Source organism: Rhodococcus sp. IEGM 1307, from assembly GCF_030056915.1.
In the GTDB taxonomy this organism is placed as follows: Bacteria; Actinomycetota; Actinomycetes; order Mycobacteriales; family Mycobacteriaceae; genus Rhodococcus_F; species Rhodococcus_F opacus_D.
Genome location: NZ_JASHKW010000032.1, coordinates 25,320 through 44,358, shown reverse-complemented (window position 1 = coordinate 44,358; position 19,039 = coordinate 25,320). Strand labels below are relative to the sequence as shown.

The window sequence follows — 19,039 nt, the reverse complement described above, 5'->3', positions numbered from 1 at the left end:
TGTTGGCGGCCTCGATGATCCTTCGGCAAGCGTCCTGCCGGCGACCCTGCGAGCACGGACCCGAGCAGCATTTGGCAGCCCGGTCGCGCATCCGCCGTCCGCGGTACGACGCTGATGCCAGCGTCGGGAACACGGTGGATGACGCGGATGCTGTCCTCGTGGGCGGCATCCCCACGGGCTTCGAAAATTCATCATGCCGAGGATCACTGGCGTGACCTTGACCGGTGCCCCGAAGACGCGGAGGTCGTGCAGTCCCATTAGTGTGCTCCCTTGCGGGTCACGGCGACGCGACGCCGGGTGGACGGTTCCGTCAACGACGGCGGCAGGTATCCCTCGTCGGCGGGGCTGATGGTGACGCCAGGGGCGACGATCTCATCGATGCGGTCGAGGATGTCGCCAGTGAGGCGCACGTCGACCGCACCAAGCTGGCCATCGAGGTGCTCCAGGGTCCGCGGACCGATGATCACCGTGCTCACCGCGGGATGCTCGAGTACGAAGGCGATGGACAAATGGATCAGCGACAGGCCCGCGTCGTCGGCGAGCTTGAGCAGTTCCTCGGCGGCCGCGCGCTTGCGCTGGTTGGCGAGCAACGCAGGGTCGTGCCGGTGCGCCTGGCGAGTGAGCCGGCTCGACTCCACGCTGTCCGTCTCGCCCGCCCTGTACCGGCCGGAGAGCCATCCACCGGCAAGGGGGCTCCAGGTGAGGACACCGAGACCGTACTTCTCGGCAACGGGCAGCGTCGCGCGTTCGGCCGTGCGGGCGAGGATTGAGTACGGCGGCTGCTCGGTGACCGGCCGCTGCAGGTTCCGGCGCTCGGCTATCCACTGTGCCTCGACCAGTTGATGCGGTTCGAACGTGGTGGTACCGAAGTAGCGGATCTTGCCCTGCCGTACCAGGTCGGTGAGCGAACTAAGCGTTTCGTCGATGTCGGTGTCCGGGTCGGGGCGGTGGACCTGGTAAAGATCGAGGTGGTCGGTCTGGAGGCGGCGGAGGCTGTCTTCGACGGCCTTGAAGATCCATCGGCGGGAGTTGCCGCGGTGGTTGGGATCGGACCCGATCGGACCGTGGAACTTGCTGGCGAGGATCACATCGTCTCGGCGACCCGTCAGGGCTTTACCGACGATTTCCTCGTTCTCGCCCTGCGAGTAGACGTCCGCGGTGTCGACGACGTTGATGCCGGCGTCCAGGGCGCGGTGGATGATGCGGGCCGCGGCGTTGTGGTCGGTGTTCGCCCAGGCGCCGAAGTTCATTGCGCCGAGGGTCAGGGGGCTCACCTTCACTCCGGTACGGCCGAGGTTGCGGTATGTCATGGGGTGCTCTGCTGTCTGTCGTGGGCTCAGGAGGTCGCGAACGAGTTGGTGGGCTCGGGATAGCCTCGGAGAGTGAGTGACTCGAAGCCGGTCCGGTGCAGGTTGCGGTTCTGGAGGAGGGGGACCATGTGGTCGACGAAGTTCTCGAGATAGTGGGGGCAGGACGGCGGTGTCGACGGTGAACCCGTCGACGGCGTCAGACCGCTACCACGTCTCGATATGGTCGGTTACCTGCTCCGGGGGTACCGACCTCTCGCGATAGCCGGTGAGGGAGCGGTCCCTCTACGGCGAAGAGCCTCGCCGCGGTGCGCGGCGGATTGCACCATGTCGAGGCTGGCGAACCGCGCCGACTCGTGGTCGCCGATCACCGCGCCGTCTCTCAGCTGTCCCCCAGCTTCTTCGTGAGTACGACGTACCCACCGGACCGGCGATAACGCTCGTCACGTTCCGAAAGGTGTTCGATCCCGAAGTTGCGGAGGACGTTCGGTTCAAACGTGGTCACGCCGTTCCAGCCGGTGCGGCCGCGACGTAGTCGAGGGACAGGATGCGCCGAGCCAGGTTGGACGGCAGGGTCAGCGACGACGACGCGGAGGCGGTTGGTCCTCCCAAGAGCCGCGGAGTGCCAACTCATTGGCACGAACCCGACTGACGGCCTTGGCATTCACCCATTCCTCCGAGACATTTTCACTGGGTGACCCCCGGAACTGGAATCTGAGCTCCAGTTATGGCGGAAGCGGCATCGCTGAACAAGAATTCGATGACATCCGCAATATCGGTCGGCGCTACCCAGTCCTTGCGAGGCGAATCAGGCTGGCTGTCCCGATTCCCTGGCGTGTCGATCACCGAGGGGAGAACGGCATTCACGCGAACACCCGCATCGGCATACTCCACAGCAATTGCACTCACCAGTGCCCACACGGCCGCCTTTGATGTGATGTATCCGGCTGCGCCGGAGAACGGATCGAACGCAGCCTTCGTGGAGACAGCAACAATCGACCCGCCGCCCGCGTCGATCAGATATGGAAGTGCAGCCTGCGTTGTTAGATAGGTTGGGCGAAGGTTAAGCCGCATCAGTTTGTCAAAGGCGTCGATTGGCGTCTCGTGCATTCTTCCACCCATCGCGAACCCGCCGACCAGGTTCGCTACCGCAGTCAATGGGGCGTCGGGTCGCCCCCCTGCCAGATGAGCGACCTCGGTAACGCTGCCCGGATCGAATAGATCGGCTTGAATTAGTTCGAGGTGGGAGTGGTGTCCAAGGCGTTCGAGCTCGTGTTCAACCATCCATGGAACCACGACCCTCCAACCTTCGGCGAGCAGCTTCTTCGTCACCGCTGATCCGAGACCTCCGGTCCCACCAGTTACCAGCGCAGTTCGCTTCATTCGTCATGTCCTATCATCGATGATACCCGTTGTCTTAGTTTGGTTCTGACATGGTTCGGCCACCTGCTGTGAATCTCCGAAACGCGCGCTGCCTGGCACTGTAAGCACAGACAGAGGCCCCATTGACTACTCGGGCGGCCTTGGTGAAGTTACGGTCAAGCCCTCACCGATCTGGAGGTCGGCGACTCTTTCGACACTCAGGTGATAGTGACACCGCCGTCGACTACGATCGTTTGTCCGGTGACGTAACCCGCGGCCGCGGACACCAACCATATGAGTGTCGCCGCCAGTTCACTCGACTCGCCGGTACGACCAAGGACCATCCTCGAAGCCAATGTCTCAAGGTAGCGATCGTGGTACTGGTCGGTCATTTCGGTGGCGAAGAAGCCTGGAGCAATAGCGTTGACGCGAATCCCTTTACGCGTACCCCATTGTTGCGCTCGATCCCTTGTCAGCCCAATGACGCCGGCTTTGCTGGCGCTGTACGCGGCCTGCGGGAGGCCGGCGGTGGTGAGCCCCAAGATGCTAGAGATGTTCACGATGGAGCTGCCGGGACGCATCACTCGTCCGCAGGCCTGGCTGGTCCAGTATGCGCCGTTGAGATTAGTGTCTATCGCGGAACGGAATTGGTGTCGAGTCTCGCGGGTAGCGGGGTACGCAGTTGCGATGCCGGCGTTGTTGACAAGAATGTCGCCCCTGCCGAACTCTGTCATTGCTGCGTCGACTAGATCGGAACACTGGCCAGGGTCTGCGATGTCAGTCGCCACGGTGAACGCACGGCGTCCGGCAGCACGAACGATCCTGGCCGTGTCGTCGAGCTTGTCAGCACGTCGGGCAGCGAGAACCACGTCCGCGCCGGCCTCAGCAAGTGCCCTGGCGAACGCGACGCCCAGCCCGGACGAAGCGCCGGTCACGATGGCTGTTCGGCCTTCCAGGCGGAAGGACTCGAGCACACTCATGGGGTCTCCTGAGAGTCCAGGACCAGCGAGGGTCCATGTCGAAAAGCTGTTCGGTCCATATCTGTGAGCACGTCAATCTGCAGACTGACCGTTGGCAGCTAGTACCTGCAGTGATTAGTGACTTGCCACCGAAGGCGTGGGTGATGTCGCCGATTTGGCGGTCCACGCTCTCATAGCCGATTTGGCGGTCCACGCTCGCATAAGGTTGTCGCGCAGCAATCTCTTTAAGTTTCGTACTTGCGGTGGTTCCACTTCCCGTGGCTGGAGGGCAGTTCCGATCAGCGAGAGGTACCTGACGCGACGCAGGCCGAATGCTACGAGAAGTTCTTCTGCACTTGAACCCCCGTATGGGGCCCACCTAATAGCGAACTCGACAAGGGCCCTGTCGGATGGTTCCAATGAGTTGGCAGCTTCGAGAAATCTGCAGATTTCGAGGCACCGCCGTAGCCAGACGACATCGAGTTGGCGACTGGCCGCATCCTGCGCTTGCGTCGATATGGGATCCGTCATGTCGTTTACTGGAAAAGCTCTCTCGGAACCTCGTCGTTGCATTGCCTCCCCTTGCTGAAGCTACCGGCGCCAGGCAACTATAATCGAACACTGCTTGGAAAGCTACCGCGCCGTTGGAGAGGCGATCCTCGACTTCCGGGTTGGGATGCCACGTTCGTGTCCACTCGAACTCGAATGGCCCTGCCCGCCTCCGGTCGTGGACTCCGACCCTGTCCATCCCACGCGGCGCAGCTCTCAGAACGGCAGCAAGATCATCTCCCGCACACTCCACGTGTTCCAAAACGACACGCAGGCATGGAGCCGGCACCGAAAGTTGGCCAGAACCAACTTTCAGAGGTCGTTGACCCGTCGCCGATTCGCCTGTCGGCTGAGCCCCGTTTGCGCTCTCTTACGGTCAGCTTCGATCACAAATGCAGGACGTCCTGGCCCGACCACGCCCCGACAGACCCTGCGGGGAGACCGCCGGAGCATATGCCTCCACGATTTCAGTTCCGCCCGCGACAAACGCCGACAATCACCACCACGGCGCCCGGTAGCGCCCGTTACTTGACCCCGACGGCCGCTCAGCGCGGTCATCCAAAGGACAGCACGGCAGCGCCCGCGCCACCCGCCCTCAGCCATCTACGATCTACGCTCGACTCTCGGTGCGCTCGAAGGTAGGCAAATGGAACCCAATCGGGTCTTCGACCGTGTAGACCCTCGAAGCAAGTATCCAGGCTCTGATTGTTTCGCAGTCAGCCGGCTGCTCTCTCGGCACATGATCGGCGACATTCTCGGCAATCGCTCACCTGCTGACCATGCCCTTTGAGAATCCTCACTTCAGCAGTATCTCAATGTCTCACACCGTCGGTCAGATGCCATCGGCATGCCGGTCGACCCGCTGGGCATGGGCACCACCGATGCCTGGGCCGGGCCGCCGCGGTGTGGTGGTGGGACAGCGGATGAGCTTGCTTCAGGGATGTTCCCGAGTCGCTGCAGTCCTGCCATATTCGCTCGTTGTGGCGGGCCGTTGGATCAAGTTGGTCCAATGGCCACGGCACTTTCGCAGGTGGACTTCGTTCGCTAGATACGGATCCTTCTGCGATTGAGTACTTTGGCGGTCTCTGTACCTAGCTTCAGCAACTGCCGATGGCATAAATCGTTGAGGACATCTACGTCCGAACGCAACTCAGGTATTGGAACACCGAGTGCTATGAGGCCGGCGTCGGCGTGCGCTCGGGCTGAGTTCGGACCGAACCGGTGGACCACCGTGTCCGCCGACGTTGCTGCCACGCACGTTGTGCCCTTGCCAGCGGAGTCAGCCAGGAAGGTTCGTTTGTGTTCGCGCGCAGCGAGGAACAGGGCGTCGAAAGCATCTGTCGTCGCATAGGGTAAATCGGGGAGGACAATCGCCACAGGCCCCGAATGCCGTGTGTTTCGCAACTGCGCGATACCGAGCTCAACTGCCGCCGCGAGACCAGTCTCACTGTCCGCCACGATATCGCATCGTGCCTGAACACACCTGCGAATAGTTGCGTCGTCCGACACCACAACGATCCGATCCACAACGTCGCTGCCTTCGAGCGCGGCGACCGCATCGAGGAAGAACGCGAGCGCGAGTTCCCGGCGCAGTGCATCCGAATCTGTGAGGAGACGGCTCTTACCCGTTTTCAGGGATCGGATGGGCACGACGACTCCGTAGTGGTCGGTCGCGGTTGTGATCATAGGAGGGAGCTGATCATGTTCCGTCGGGTGTGGGTGGTGGTGCGTTCGCGGGCCGGGCGGCCGATTCCCTCGGCGATGGCCCGCAGTTCGGCGACGGTCTTCTCGGATCCGTGCTCCGAACCCGCCATCCGGGAGATGGTCTCCTCCATCAGGGTGCCGCCGAGGTCGTTGGCGCCGCCCTGCAACATCACCTGGGTACCGGTGACCCCCAGCTTGACCCAGCTGGTCTGGATGTTCGGGATCCGCCCGTGCAGCATGATCCGGGCCAGGGCGTGGACGGCCCGGTTGTCCCGGTTGGTCGGGCCCGGACGCGACGCGCCCGCCAGATACAGCGGCGCACTCTGATGCACGAACGGCAGCGGCACGAACTCGGTGAATCCGCCTGTCCGGTCCTGGATTCCGCGCAGCACCCGCAGATGCCCGACCCAGTGCTTCGGGTTGTCGACGTGCCCGTACATCATCGTCGAACTCGACCGCAGACCCAGCTCGTGTGCGGTGGTCACCACCTCGATCCAGGTGGCGGTGGGCAGCTTGCCCTTGGTGAGCACCCAGCGCACCTCGTCGTCGAGGATCTCCGCGGCGGTGCCGGGAATGGTGTCGAGACCGGCCTCGCGCAGTTCCGTCAACCAGTCCCGGATGCTCTGCCCGCCGCGGGAGGCGCCGTTGACGATCTCCATCGGGGAGAACGCGTGCACGTGCATCGACGGCACCCGCGCCTTCACCGCGCGCACCAGATCGGCGTACCCGGTGACCGGGAGTTCCGGGTCGATGCCACCCTGCATGCAGACCTCCGTCGCGCCCGCGACGTGCGCCTCCCAGGCCCGGTCCGCGACCTCGCCGGTGGACAGCGTGAACGCGTCCGCGTCACCCTTGCGCTGCGCGAACGCGCAAAAGCGGCACCCGGTGTAGCAGATGTTGGTGAAGTTGATGTTCCGGTTCACCACATAGGTCACCTCGTCGCCGACGGCGTCCTTGCGGAGCGCATCCGCCAGCGCCACCATCGCCTCGAGCCCCGGACCCTCCGCCGTCGCCAACGCCAGGTACTCGTCGTCGGTGCAGCCCGCCGGATCGCGCTCGGCGCTGCGCAGCGCCGCGAGGACGTCCGTGTCCACCCGCACCGGGCCGCTCAACTCCAGCACCTGCTCGCGGACGGTCTCCCAGTCCCCGAACGCACTGCCGAGGTCGCTGCGCGTCTCGGTGTTGCGGCCCTCGGTGTCGATCTCGGTGTTCAGATCCACCCGGCCCGCCGACTCCCAGGACTCGTCCGGCTCCTGCCACGGCAACCCGACCGGCGTCGTGTCGAGCTTCGCCAGCCCGGTGTGCGGGTCCGCGAGGGCCTGCACGTGCCCGGTGATCCGCGGATCGATCCACGGCGAGCCGGCCAGCACGAACTGCGGCTGCGCCGCCGTGCGCTCGGTGAGCTCGAACCCGGCCTCCGCCGTGATCTCGGCCAGGGTGTCCAGGTTCGGCCACGGCCGCTCCGGGTTCACGTGGTCCGGGGTCAGCGGCGACACGCCGCCCCAGTCGTCGACACCCGCACCCAGCAACGCCAGGCACTCGGTGTTCGACACCAGGTTGGGCGGCGACTGGATGCGCATCCCCGGGCCCAGCAGCAACCGGGACACGGCGATGGTCGCGAGAAACTCCTCGAGACCCGCGTCCGGGGCATCGCGCATCGCGGTGTCGGGCTTGGCGAGGAAGTTCTGGACGATCACTTCCTGAACGTGCCCGAACGCCTTGTGCGACTTACGGATCGCCATGATCGATTCCGCCCGTTCCCGCACGGTCTCGCCGATACCCACCAGAATGCCCGTCGTGAACGGCACACTCAACCGACCGGCGTCGGTGAGCGTGCGCAACCGCACCGCCGGATCCTTGTCGGGGCTGCCGTAGTGGCACTCGCCCTTGTCGGTGAACAACCGGGTGGACGTCGTCTCGAGCATCATGCCCATCGACGGGGCCACCGGCTTGAGGCGGGAGATCTCCTCCCACCTCATCACACCCGGGTTCAGGTGCGGCAGCAGCCCGGTCTCCTCGAGGACACGGATCGACATCGCACGCAGGTAGTCCAGCGTCGAATCGTAGCCCCGCTCGTCCAGCCACTGCTTGGCCTCCGGCCACCGATCCTCGGGACGGTCGCCCAGTGTGAAGAGGGCTTCCTTGCAGCCCAATTCGGCACCCTGCCGGGCGATCTCCAGCACCTCGTCCGGTTCCAGATACGCGCCGCGCCCCTCGGCCCGCAACTTGCCGGGCACGGTGACGAACGTGCAGTAGTGGCACTTGTCCCGGCACAACCGGGTCAACGGAATGAACACCTTGCGCGAATACGTGACAGCCCTGGGTCTGCCCGCCGCCAGCAACCCGGCGTCCCGGACCTTCGCCGCCGACGAACACAGGTCGGCCAGGTCGTCGCCACGGGCCTGCAGCAGGGTCGTCGCCTCGTCCACGTTCAGAGTGGCGCCGTCACGGGCACGTCGCAACACCCGCCGCATCGCCGACGAAGCCTCGATGTATGTGGCCTTTGAGCATTCTTCAGTCAACACATGTCCTGTCTACGGCTTTACATTCCGAACGAGGAACCAGGAGGATGACCCGCTTCGCTGGCATTTGGATCGAGAGCGTGCGTATCGCCAGCGAGCACAAGAACCCCGACGTCCCGCATACCGCGCAGAGGGCAACTCGCGTCGCTATTGGATTGGATTGTGCGCTCGCCAGCAGATGATCGCAACGTCCGGCCGCAGTCGTCACTCCCCGGACTAGAGGAATCTGGTGCTCTCCCCACGTCCCGCATCCTTTGGAGCGTCCTGCGCTCTTCCTCGGTGTAGCCGCCCCAGATACCGTGGCGTTCGTAGGCTTCGAGTGCGTAGTTGAGGCACCTCGCGCGCACGGGGCATCGTAGGCAGATACGTTTGGCTGCACGTATCCGACTCGCGCGTGGTTCGCCTCGTTCGTTGTCGGGATGGAAGAACACCGTGGGATCGGCGTCCCGGCACGCGGCGGACAGTTGCCAATCCCAGGACTCTGCGCTCGGCGACGGAAGCCGTACCGCTAATGCAGACAAACGTGTTGTCCTCTCGCCCGTTGGTAGGCGCGTATCAACCCTGCGGTGGAGCTATCCCCGACATAAGCTGCGCCGTCTGTGTCCCAGAGGGCAGTGCCCAATTCCAGAGCAGATGTCTTGCCGAGTTCGACTCCCCACTGGTCGAACGAGTCGATGCCCCATACGATTCCTTGTACGAATACTTGGTGTTCGTACAAGGCGATCAACTGCCCGAGCGTCGACGGCGTGAGCTTCGTGCCCAAGATTGTTGTCGAAGGCCTGTTTCCCGGCATCACCTTGTGTGGGACGAGCTCGGCGGGTGTCCCGTCTTCGGCGATCTCCGCTTCGGTCCTGCCGAACGCGAGAACTTTCGATTGTGCGAAGAGGTTCGCGGTCAACACATCGTGCATGGATCCGATGCCGTCGAGGGTGGGTAGATCCTCCACCGGCTCCGTAAATCCCACGAAGTCGACGGGAATCAGGTGTGTACCCTGGTGCAGGAGCTGATGGAACGCATGCTGTCCGTTCGTGCCTGGTTCTCCCCAGAAAACTTCACCTGTGAAGGTTCCGACCGGAGTACCGTCCGCTCGCACCGATTTACCATTCGATTCCATGGTCAGTTGTTGCAGGTACGCCGGAAACCTGGCCAGGTCGTTCGCGTACGGCAGCACAGCCCGCGAGTCGGCACCGAAGAAGCTCGAGTACCACACACCGAGCATGCCGAGGATGACGGGCGCATTCGATTCCAATGGCGCGGTGCGGAAATGCTCGTCGATCGCCCGCATTCCGCCGAGGAACTCGGTGAACCGTTCCCGTCCGATCGCGATCATCACCGACAGTCCGACGGCGGACCCGACCGAGTACCGTCCGCCCACCCATTCCCAGAAGCCGAACATGTTGTCGGCGGCGATGCCGAATGCGGTGACCCGTGCAGCGTCGGTGGACACCGCGACGAAATGGCTCGATACCGCATCCTCCCCCAGCGCGCCGGTGATCCAGCGTCGGGCAGCGGAGGCGTTCGTCATCGTCTCCAGCGTGGAGAAAGTCTTGGAGACAACGACGAACAGCGTGGTACGCGGGTCCAGGTCGGTCAGATTCGACAGCAGATCCGCGGGGTCGATATTGGAGACGAACCGTACCTCAGGCCCGTCGACGTAGTGACGCAAGGCGCGATAGGCCATGGCCGGACCGAGGTCGGATCCACCGATTCCGATGTTCACCACGGTACGAATGCGCTCGCCAGTGGCCCCGCGCCACACACCGGACCGGACACGATCGGTGAACTCACCCATCTGCCCCAGCACCGCGTGCACGTCCTCGATCACGTTCTGTCCGTCGACGATCAGCTCGCGCTCGGGGTTCGCGCGCAGAGCAGTGTGCAGAACAGCCCGGTCCTCGGAGGTGTTGATATGGTCGCCGGTGAACATCGCCTCACGGTGGCGTTCCACTCCGGCGACCCGGGCGAGGTCGAGGAGCAGGCCCACCGTCTCGCGCGTGACACGATGCTTGCTGTAATCGATGTAGAGATCGCCGGCCGTGACATTCAGATTTTCGCCCCGATGGGGGTCGGCGTCGAAAAGTTGTCGAAGGTGCGTGGCCGCGACTTCCCAGTGGTGATCGGACAGTTTCTGCCACAGCGGTGTCGTGGTGATGTTGTGTGTCATGCGAGTCCTCGCAGCCGCGGGGCAAGGTCTTTCTCGAACAACTCGAGGAACCGTTTCTGATCGTGGCCCGGAGCGTGGAAGACCAGGTGGTTCAACCCGGCATCGAGATACGGGCGGATCTGCGCCACCGCCTCATCCGGATCCGACGCCACGATCCACCGCTTCGCGACCTGCTCGATCGGCAACGCATCCGCCGCCTTCTCCATCTCGATCGGATCATCGATGCTGTGCTTCTGCTCCGGCGTCAACGACAACGGCGCCCAGAACCGCGTGTTCTCCAGCGCCAACTCCGGATCCGTGTCGTACGAAATCTTGATCTCGATCATCTTGTCGATCTCCGCCACATCACGGTCGGCCTTCTCCGCCCCCTCCGCGACCGCAGGCATCAACTTCTCCGTGTACAACTCCATGCCCTTCCCGGACGTGCAGATGAACCCGTCACCGCTACGACCGGCGTACCGGGCCACCACCGGACCACCCGCGGCGATGTACACTGGAATCCCACCCTCGGGCACGTCGTAGATCGACGCCCCCTTCGTGGTGAAGTACTCACCCTCGAAGTCGACCCGATCGCCCAACCAGAGTTCACGCATCAACCGGACCGCCTCCCGCAGCCGCGCGAACCGCTCCTTGAACTCCGGCCACTCCCCCGCGAAACCCGTCGCGATCTCGTTCAGCGCCTCACCGGTACCCACCCCGAGCATGATCCGCCCCGGGTACAGACACCCCATCGTCGCGAACGCCTGCGCCACCACCGCCGGGTTGTACCGGAACGTCGGCGTCATCACCGACGTCCCCAACTGCAACCGCTCCGTCCGCTCCCCGACCGCCGTCATCCACGCCAACGAGAACGGCGCATGACCACCCTCGTGCCGCCACGGCTGGAAATGATCCGACACCGTCGCCGAATCCATACCGTGTGCCTCCGCCAGAACACCCAGCTCCACCAACTCCCGCGGACCGAACTGCTCCGCAGACGCCTTGTAACCCAACTTGATCATGACTGCACCGCCTCCAAGGTCCGGACCTGATGTCCGCCGAATTGCTGTCGTAGAGCCGAAACCGCCTTCATGGCAGGCGAGTCCGGCTGTCGGGATGAGAAACGCGCGAACAGGGCGGCCGAGATCACCGGCACCGGCACGGCGTGCGCGATGGCCTCCTCGACGGTCCACCGGCCCTCACCCGAATCTTCGGTGTATCCGGATATCGAGCTCAATCCCGGGTCCTGCCGAAGCGCAGCGACGAGAAGGTCGAGTAACCAGGAGCGCACCACGGTGCCCTTCTGCCACGCCCCCATCACAGCGTCGGGGGCAGTGATTCGGGGTTCGGCGGCCAGCAGTTCGTAGCCCTCGGCGTACGCCTGCATCAAGCCGTACTCGATACCGTTGTGCACCATCTTGGCGTAGTGGCCGGCACCGACCGGCCCCGCATGAACGAAACCCTCGTCCCGGCTTCCCGCCGGTCTGAGTGCATCAAAGATCGGCATCGCCCGCGCAACATCCGCCTCGTCACCGCCCACCATCAGGCCGTAGCCCTCTTCCAGGCCCCACACACCCCCCGACACCCCGCAGTCCACATACCCGATTCCACGCTCACGGAGGACATTTGCGTGCAACTCATCATCGGAAAAACGTGAGTTGCCGCCATCGATCACGAGATCACCTTCCCCCAACAGCCCGCCCAGCTCAACGAGCACCGAGCGGGTCGGCTCGCCCGCCGGAACCATCACCCACACCACCCGCGGGCTAGCGAGACGAGCCACCAACTCATCAAGTGACTCAACATCCCGGATCGACGGATCGGCATCGAATCCGATGACCTCATGACCCGCGGCGCGAACACGCTCCCGCATGTTCGCGCCCATCCGCCCCAGACCTACCAAACCCAACTGCATCGGGAAGCTCCTCGATATTGCTCATACGACCGGCGCGGGACACACTCACCCACTGCTGCACGAATTCGCGCATTGAGTGCACGCAATCATGCCGTTCAGCCGGATGAACTGTCAATATTCGCGCACAGAACGCTAGAATCGTGGTGCCCACGCATGCCGATCGCCCAGGAGAGTTTCGTGTCAGCATCCGAAAGACGAGGTCAGATACTCCAGCGCCTCCAGGTCGACGGCTACGTCGAGGCCAAAGTTCTCTCGCTCGAACTCGGAGTCGACACGTCCACGATCCGGCGCGACCTCGACACCCTGGTTCGTGCCGGCCAAGCCGAACGAACCCACGGAGGGGCCCGTCCCACCACCGGCGCGTCATCCGAGATCCCCTACGCGGTGAAGGAAACCGAACGCCGAAGAGAAAAAGTTGCGATCGCGTGTCTTGCCGCACAGAAGGTGACCGATGGCCAAACCATCATTCTCGACAGCGGGTCGACCACATACCAAGTCGCTCTCGAGCTTCGCCACAAAGCGGATTTGACGATCATCACCAACGACCTCCGGATCGGGAAATATATGGCCACCATCCCCGGCATCCGACTGCTTGTCACAGGTGGCGAGCTGCTCGGATCCGTCTTCACCCTCGTCGGTGAACGCGCCGTGGACTTTCTATCCGACTACTCCGCCGACTGGGCCTTCCTCGGAGCAGACGCCATCGACCCCATCGCAGGTATCACCAACACCAACACCCTCGAAGTCCCACTCAAACGAGCCATCATCTCCGCTGCCGCACACACCGCCGTCGTCACCGACAGTTCCAAATTCGGGCAGCGAGCCCTCGCCAAAGTCGCAGCGATCAACGAGATCGACATCATCCTCACCGACACCGGACTCCCGAGCGATCAGGCCGAATGGTTCGGCGACAAAGTCGCCCGAGCGAGTGTCACTGGCGACTGAACCACGCGGCTAGCTGTAATTCCTGGGGACGTTGTGACCGCCGACGCGGTCGTTAGGGGGACTGCCCTGAGTTGCTGCGCAGCGGTGACGAACACCTCGAGCGCGGCACAGTTGCACGCTGTGTCAGCTGTTCGCCCCGACTACTGCGCTGCGGTGCGCCGCGGCTGGTGTGCAGCGAACACCGCCACCGTTCCGACCACGGTGATGTCGACGGTCTCGAATGCTGCCGACAGGGCGGTGCGCAGCCCGCCCTCGTCGTCGGTGGTGTTGTCGAATGCCTTGATCGGCCCGTTGTAGAGGGCGCACAGGGCGCGCCCGAACAGGTTGTGCTGTACTCCGGTCCCGAGGATGGTGGAGCCGAAGAACACCCCGTCGTCGGCGACGACCTGGGCGATGTGCCCGAACGCGTGCCCCTTTTCGGGCCAGGTTCCGGGCACGCAGTGGAACACGAAGTTCGCTGCCACGGAATTGAATACGCCCACGGCGGGGTCGATGGGGGCGAGGATGCTGCCGGTGTGCACGGCGGGGTGATGCCGCGTTCGGCGAGGCGGCCGGTGGTCATTGCCATCGTGTTGGTGTTGAGGTCCATCAGGGTGATCTCGGGCGCTGCGGTGGGGTAGGTGGCGTGGCGGAGATACCAGCCGGTGCCGGGGCCGATGTCGAGGTGCCGGCCGCCGAGGTGGGTGTTGTAGTGGGTCAGGAGCCGTTCGCGGGGGCAGCGCCAGGCGTAGGTGTTGCTCCACTTCAGCACGAACGTGTCGTAGGCGGCCAGGACGGCGCGGCTGTATTTTCGGCTCCGTCCTTCTCCGCCTGTGTGACCTCACCAGCTGCCATTTGTGTGTTCCCCTGTGTCGTTGATGTGCGAAGCCGATCCCCCGCAAGCCGTGGACGATCGTAGCGGTCATGGCGTCCTCGGTGTACCACATTCCTGCACGGGCTCCCCCCTCCCGACACATGCACACACTCTCCCCAGCATCCGTTGGTGGACAGACAGGTTCGTCAGTTCACGACCGCCTAGATGTCAGGGTTATGAAGAGTGATCATTCGGCGCGGCGGCGGCGCCATTTGGGGATGTCGGTGCGCGCGCCCTGGCTGGGCCTGTTGTTCGCCCACTCGATGATCTCCGAACGCTTCCACAGCGGAGTGCGGCCGATCTTTTCCACCGGCGCCGGAGCTTGCCCACGGGTGACGTATCCGCGGAATGTCGAGGCGGACAGTTCGGTGCTGGTTTCCTCCTTGATCAACTCGAGGACCTGATCGGTGGTCAGTCGATGTGGGTTGGCCATCGTCGTGAGAGTCCTTCCTGTTCTTCGTCTTCTCCGGCGACACGGGAGATCGTTCGGTTGCGAGCCACGTCGCTAACAATACAGCGATACCTTGCAAGGTACGACTGCGCGCCCCTCGCTGACATACTCGCTGCACCCTCCGCCGACGCGATACAGGCCACCCTGATCGGCGGACGCTGGGCTACCCGGACTAGAGCGACTAGAGGCTCGAGGTGGCTCACCCTCACCGGCGGCCCGGGCGGAGCACACTACGACGACGGAGGAATGGCGAGATCGGATACCGAAGGCTCGTCGAGGACTACCCCCGCCGAGGGGCAGGCAGGCTTCTATGATGTCAGGCCCGGGTCCGCCCAACCCCAAGGCAACCCTGATCGCCGTGGTCCACGAGCCCGAGTTCGTAAACGTCCTGGCGGCCGAACCACAGGACTTGCCGATGTCCCACGCCCTCGTCGCCGGTCATTGCCTGGCCCTCCCTTGGAGAGCGCCGGAGGTGTGTCGGCAGGCCACCTCCGCGGATTCCGTTGATTGCGGGACGGCGACGAGGCCTGCGGTGGTTAGAGCCAGGCGAGGGCGGCGACGACGAGGGCCTCGGTGCCGGTGTCGAGGGTGGGTTGGACCACCGGGGCGAAGGTCGCCGAATGATTGACCGGGACATCCTCCGATATCCGCCCGGCCCGCTCCGCGGTGCGGTAGGTCGGGGTCGATGCCACCGAAACCCCAGTACGTGTACGGCACGCCGAGCGCGGTGGGGATGTCGCTGAAGTCCTCGCTCGCGGTCTGCATCGGCATCACCCCACTGCGGTCACCGAAATGCTCGGCGAACGCGGCCGCGACCCGGGTGGTGGTGTCCGGGTCGTTGACGGTGGGCGGGAATCGGTCGAAAAACTCGAACTCCGGGTCCTTCGGCGACCGAGAGGCCTGGAATTCGGGGACGACGATCCGGCGGATGGCGCCCAGGATCGCGGTGCGGGTCGCGTCGCCGTAGGTCCGGAGGTTGAGCTGCAGGACCGCGTGGTCGGGAATGACGTTGCTCTTGGTTCCGGCGGTGATGCTGCCGACGGTGAGGACCGCCGCCTCCCCCGGCGCCGTCTCACGGGAGATCACGGTTTGCAACCGGATCACGATCATCGCGGCCAACACCACCGGGTCGACCGTGGCCGGGGATCCGCCGAGCTCCGCGGCCGACGTCTACGGCCTGGGCGCCACCTTGTGACGGCGCCGGTGGCGGTCTCGAAGCCGCCGCTGATGTGCGCGATGCCGAAGTCAGCCAACTCCGGCTCGCCGTACTCGGTGAGCAGGATGTTCGCCGGTTTGACGTCCCGGTGCAGGATGCCGAGCCGGTGCGCCGTCTCCACCGCACCGGCCATCTTCACCCCCAGCCGCAACGCCTGATCCAACGGCCGTGGACCGTCGCGGCGGATCCGCGCGTCGAGGGAATCTTGCGAGTGGTAGGGCACGATGTAGGGCCGGCCGCTGTCGGTGGCGCCGACCTGCAGAATGTTGACGATGTTCGGGTGCCCGGTCAGCTGGCCCATCGCCCGCTGCTCCCGGAAGAATTGGGCCCGGTTCTCCTCGTCGAGTTCGACGGTGAGCACCTTCACCGCCACCGTGCGATCCAGATCCGACTGGGTGCAGCGGTACACCACCCCGAACCCGCCACGGCCGATCTCCTGAACATCGTCGAAGCCCGTGCCAGCCAACTCCGCGGCCGAGGTCGGCGAATACCGCTGAGTGTCGAGCGGATCACCTTCACCCATCGGACGGTCTACTCACCCCATCGGCTCGTGGTTCCCGTGCGCTGGTCCCGACGGCGCGGCCAGCGCAGATGCAATCGTGGACTCACCTCTCAATGGCGTGCTCTCAAGCATATCGCCGGCGACGACCACGCCGAGATGCGCTGGGCCGTGGCCCGGTGGACCGATGCCGGCTGTGGCATCGGCCCACCGGACCGCGATCCCGTCGCTCTCATGCGGTGAGCACGGACTCCACGGCTGCGAGCGCGATCTGCTCATCTTCGCTGTAATGGGCCCCGCTGACGCCGACCGCGCCGATCACGCCGAGTTCGGGATGGCTGACCTGCTCGCCGCCGCCGAAGACGGCGTAATCCGGAACATTCGTCATGCCATGGAGCAGCGCCGGGTCGGTCTTGATGAAATCGAAGAATGCTCCGGTGTTGAATCCGGAGGTGGCCGCGGTGCGTGCCTTGCGAACTGCGATGTCGGTGGACAGCACCGATGCACCCTCCATCCGTTGGTAGGCCTTGAGTACGCCGTTCGGGTCGGTGACCGCAATGGTCACGGCCAGTCCCAGCTCTTGTGCCTTCTGCAGACCGGCTTCGATCGCCGCGTTAGCCGCGCGGAGGGTGATGGTGTTGGTGGCGAAACTGGGTGACGTCATGATCGTGTCTCTTTCTCTTCTGAGTGGTACTTCGAGGCCAGGTCTTCCGCGGCCGTGTGTAGTCCCGGTTGCCGAACTCCGTGGCCGTGCCGCCGTCTGCCGGACCAGGGCGAAATCGATACCTCGGCGGGCTTTGTGAACTTCGAGTTTTCAATCTTCTCGGGCCGGATTGCCCAGTTCAGGTCGCTCTTTGTTCGCGTGCGGACGGGCTTGCGCTCGCTCGGTGTGCACGTGCGAGGTTGAACGGGTGGACGTCGTCGTCGCTGGTGTCTGGGAGTTGACCTCCTCCGCACGTCGTCGATCACAGGGCGGGGCCGGTTTTTCGGAGATCTTTGCGAAGAATCTTGCCGGAGGCTGATTTCGGGATCAGGTCGATGAACTCGACCGCCCGCACCTTCTTGTGCGGGGCGACCTGGTCGGCGACGAAGTCGATGACCTCGCATTCGGTCAGGTCGGTGTCGGGTTGTTTGACGACGAAGGCCTTGGGAATCTCCTCGCCGGTCTCCTGCTCGATCACGCCGATCACTGCGACGTCGGCGATCTTGGGATTGGTCAGCAGCAACGCCTCGAGCTCGGCCGGTGGCACCTGGTAGCCCTTGTACTTGATGAGCTCTTTGAGCCGATCGACGATGTAGACCACACCGCCGGCATCGACCTGTGCGAGGTCACCGGTGTGCAAAAAGCCGTCGGCGTCGATGGTGTCGGCGGTGGCCTGCGCGTTGTTGAGGTACCCGAGCATCACGTTCGGTCCCTTGATCCACAGCTCACCCGGCTGCGACAGTCCCTCGGCCGGTATCGCGACCTCCTCGCCGGTGGCCGGGTCGACGATCTTGTTCTCGGAGTTGGGGATCGCCCACCCGGTCGACGACAATGGCGGATCCTCACGACCGAGAATGGCGGGGGTGTCGAACGGGATGAGGTGGCTGACCGGCGACAACTCGCTCATGCCGTAGCCCTGCACCATGTGCAGATCCAACCGTGTCGCGACCGCCTTGCCCAGCTCGTCGTCGAGCGGCGCGGCTCCCGACATCATCGTGTGCAACGAGGAGAGGTCGTAGTCGTCGACGATCGGGTGCTTGGCCAGCGCCACCGCCACCGGTGGCGCGATGTAGGCCGCCGTGACCTGGAACTTCTGGATGTTCTCCAGGAACTCGACCAGATCGAACTTGGGCATGATCACCAGCCGCGCCCGGCTGTGAAGCGCAGCGTTCAACAACATCGTCATGCCGTAGATGTGGAAGAACGGCAACACTGCGATCACCACATCGTCCGGTGTCATGCCCTGCAGCGGCTTGATCTGGGCCACGTTGGCGACCAGGTTCCGGTGGCTCAGGGCCACGCCCTTCGGGTCGCCGGTGGTGCCCGAACTGTAGGGCAGTACCGCGATGTGTAGGGCGGGATCGATGGTCACCTCCGGCGCGGCCAACTTGGGCTCCAGCAGATCGACGAAATTAGGATGATTCGACTTTCCCTGTCCCACACCGTCGAGGATGATGAGGTTCTCGTCCGGGATGCCAACCTGGTGTGCCGCGGCGGCGGCCTGGTCGGCCATCGAGGAGATGGTCACCAGCATCTTCGCCTTCGAGTCGGTCAGTTGCTTGGCGATCTCCGTGGCCGTGAACAGGGCGTTGATTGTCGTCGCGGTGCCGCCGGCTCTCAGGATGCCGTGGAGCACCGTGGCGAACTCCCGGTTGTTCGGCGACAAGATTCCGACCACGTCGCCGACCTCGATCCCCCGCGCGGCCAGAGCCCCGGCGGCGGCGTCGATCTGACCGATCAGTTGACGGTAGCTCGTCTCCGCCGCCGACTTCGGGTCGACCAGTGCGACCCGATCGAGATCCTCATCGGCGATTGAGCCGAAAAGGAAGTCGTAGACACTGAGGTCCGGGATCTCGACGTCGGGAAAAGGGCTCGAAAATGTCATGGCGGAAGTTCCGTTTCGATTGAGGT

The 19,039-nt window shown here is 64.2% G+C and carries 14 protein-coding genes and 3 pseudogenes; 1 reads left to right on the top strand and 16 read right to left on the bottom strand.

The window, feature by feature from the left end:
* Positions 1–257: 257 nt before the first annotated feature.
* From QM841_RS39575 to gnd, 10 genes are all read right to left on the bottom strand, one after another.
* Complete coding sequence (locus QM841_RS39575; protein WP_283336257.1) at positions 258–1,310, bottom strand: aldo/keto reductase; 1,053 nt, start codon at positions 1,308–1,310, stop codon at positions 258–260.
* Between the two features lie 379 nt (positions 1,311–1,689).
* Complete coding sequence (locus QM841_RS39570) at positions 1,690–1,812, bottom strand: hypothetical protein (protein ID WP_283336256.1); 123 nt, start codon at positions 1,810–1,812, stop codon at positions 1,690–1,692.
* A gap of 182 nt (positions 1,813–1,994) precedes the next feature.
* Positions 1,995–2,690, bottom strand: a complete 696-nt coding sequence (locus tag QM841_RS39565; protein WP_283336254.1) for an SDR family NAD(P)-dependent oxidoreductase — start codon at positions 2,688–2,690, stop codon at positions 1,995–1,997.
* A gap of 197 nt (positions 2,691–2,887) precedes the next feature.
* Positions 2,888–3,649, bottom strand: a complete 762-nt coding sequence (locus tag QM841_RS39560; RefSeq protein WP_283336253.1) for an SDR family NAD(P)-dependent oxidoreductase — start codon at positions 3,647–3,649, stop codon at positions 2,888–2,890.
* A gap of 1,572 nt (positions 3,650–5,221) precedes the next feature.
* A complete protein-coding gene (gene cofC, locus QM841_RS39555; RefSeq protein ID WP_283336251.1) occupies positions 5,222–5,863 on the bottom strand; it encodes a 2-phospho-L-lactate guanylyltransferase in 642 nt (213 codons plus the stop codon).
* Complete coding sequence (locus QM841_RS39550) at positions 5,860–8,406, bottom strand: bifunctional FO biosynthesis protein CofGH (protein WP_283336249.1); 2,547 nt, start codon at positions 8,404–8,406, stop codon at positions 5,860–5,862. The genes cofC and QM841_RS39550 overlap by 4 nt, the downstream gene beginning before the upstream one ends.
* 17 nt (positions 8,407–8,423) lie before the next feature.
* Positions 8,424–8,924, bottom strand: a complete 501-nt coding sequence (locus QM841_RS39545) for a WhiB family transcriptional regulator (protein ID WP_283336248.1) — start codon at positions 8,922–8,924, stop codon at positions 8,424–8,426.
* Complete coding sequence (pgi, locus tag QM841_RS39540; RefSeq protein ID WP_283336246.1) at positions 8,912–10,567, bottom strand: glucose-6-phosphate isomerase; 1,656 nt, start codon at positions 10,565–10,567, stop codon at positions 8,912–8,914. The genes QM841_RS39545 and pgi overlap by 13 nt, the downstream gene beginning before the upstream one ends.
* Complete coding sequence (gene fgd / locus QM841_RS39535) at positions 10,564–11,568, bottom strand: glucose-6-phosphate dehydrogenase (coenzyme-F420) (RefSeq protein WP_283336245.1); 1,005 nt, start codon at positions 11,566–11,568, stop codon at positions 10,564–10,566. The genes pgi and fgd overlap by 4 nt, the downstream gene beginning before the upstream one ends.
* Entirely contained in the window at positions 11,565–12,461 is an 897-nt protein-coding gene (gene gnd, locus QM841_RS39530) for a phosphogluconate dehydrogenase (NAD(+)-dependent, decarboxylating) (RefSeq protein ID WP_283336243.1), read from the bottom strand. The genes fgd and gnd overlap by 4 nt, the downstream gene beginning before the upstream one ends.
* Before the next feature lie 177 nt (positions 12,462–12,638).
* Between gnd and QM841_RS39525 the strand changes: the two genes are divergently transcribed.
* On the top strand, positions 12,639–13,406 hold the full coding sequence (locus QM841_RS39525) for a DeoR/GlpR family DNA-binding transcription regulator (RefSeq protein WP_283336241.1): 768 nt from the start codon (positions 12,639–12,641) through the stop codon (positions 13,404–13,406).
* A 140-nt stretch (positions 13,407–13,546) separates the two neighbouring features.
* On the opposite strand, the pseudogene QM841_RS39520 reads toward QM841_RS39525, so the two are convergent.
* The 6 genes and pseudogenes from QM841_RS39520 to QM841_RS39495 form a co-directional block, all read right to left on the bottom strand.
* Positions 13,547–14,240 (bottom strand): annotated as a pseudogene (locus tag QM841_RS39520) (class I SAM-dependent methyltransferase).
* 206 nt (positions 14,241–14,446) lie between these two features.
* Entirely contained in the window at positions 14,447–14,692 is a 246-nt protein-coding gene (locus QM841_RS39515) for a helix-turn-helix transcriptional regulator (RefSeq protein WP_283336240.1), read from the bottom strand.
* Positions 14,693–15,246: 554 nt separating this feature from the next.
* Positions 15,247–15,847, bottom strand: a pseudogene (locus QM841_RS39510) (peptidase dimerization domain-containing protein); the annotation flags it as partial.
* Positions 15,848–15,900: 53 nt separating this feature from the next.
* Positions 15,901–16,449: pseudogene (locus tag QM841_RS39505) on the bottom strand (serine/threonine-protein kinase); the annotation flags it as partial.
* Between the two features lie 208 nt (positions 16,450–16,657).
* A complete protein-coding gene (locus QM841_RS39500; protein WP_283336239.1) occupies positions 16,658–17,089 on the bottom strand; it encodes a GlcG/HbpS family heme-binding protein in 432 nt (143 codons plus the stop codon).
* A 301-nt stretch (positions 17,090–17,390) separates the two neighbouring features.
* A complete protein-coding gene (locus QM841_RS39495; RefSeq protein ID WP_283336238.1) occupies positions 17,391–19,013 on the bottom strand; it encodes an AMP-binding protein in 1,623 nt (540 codons plus the stop codon).
* Between the last annotated feature and the right edge of the window lie 26 nt (positions 19,014–19,039).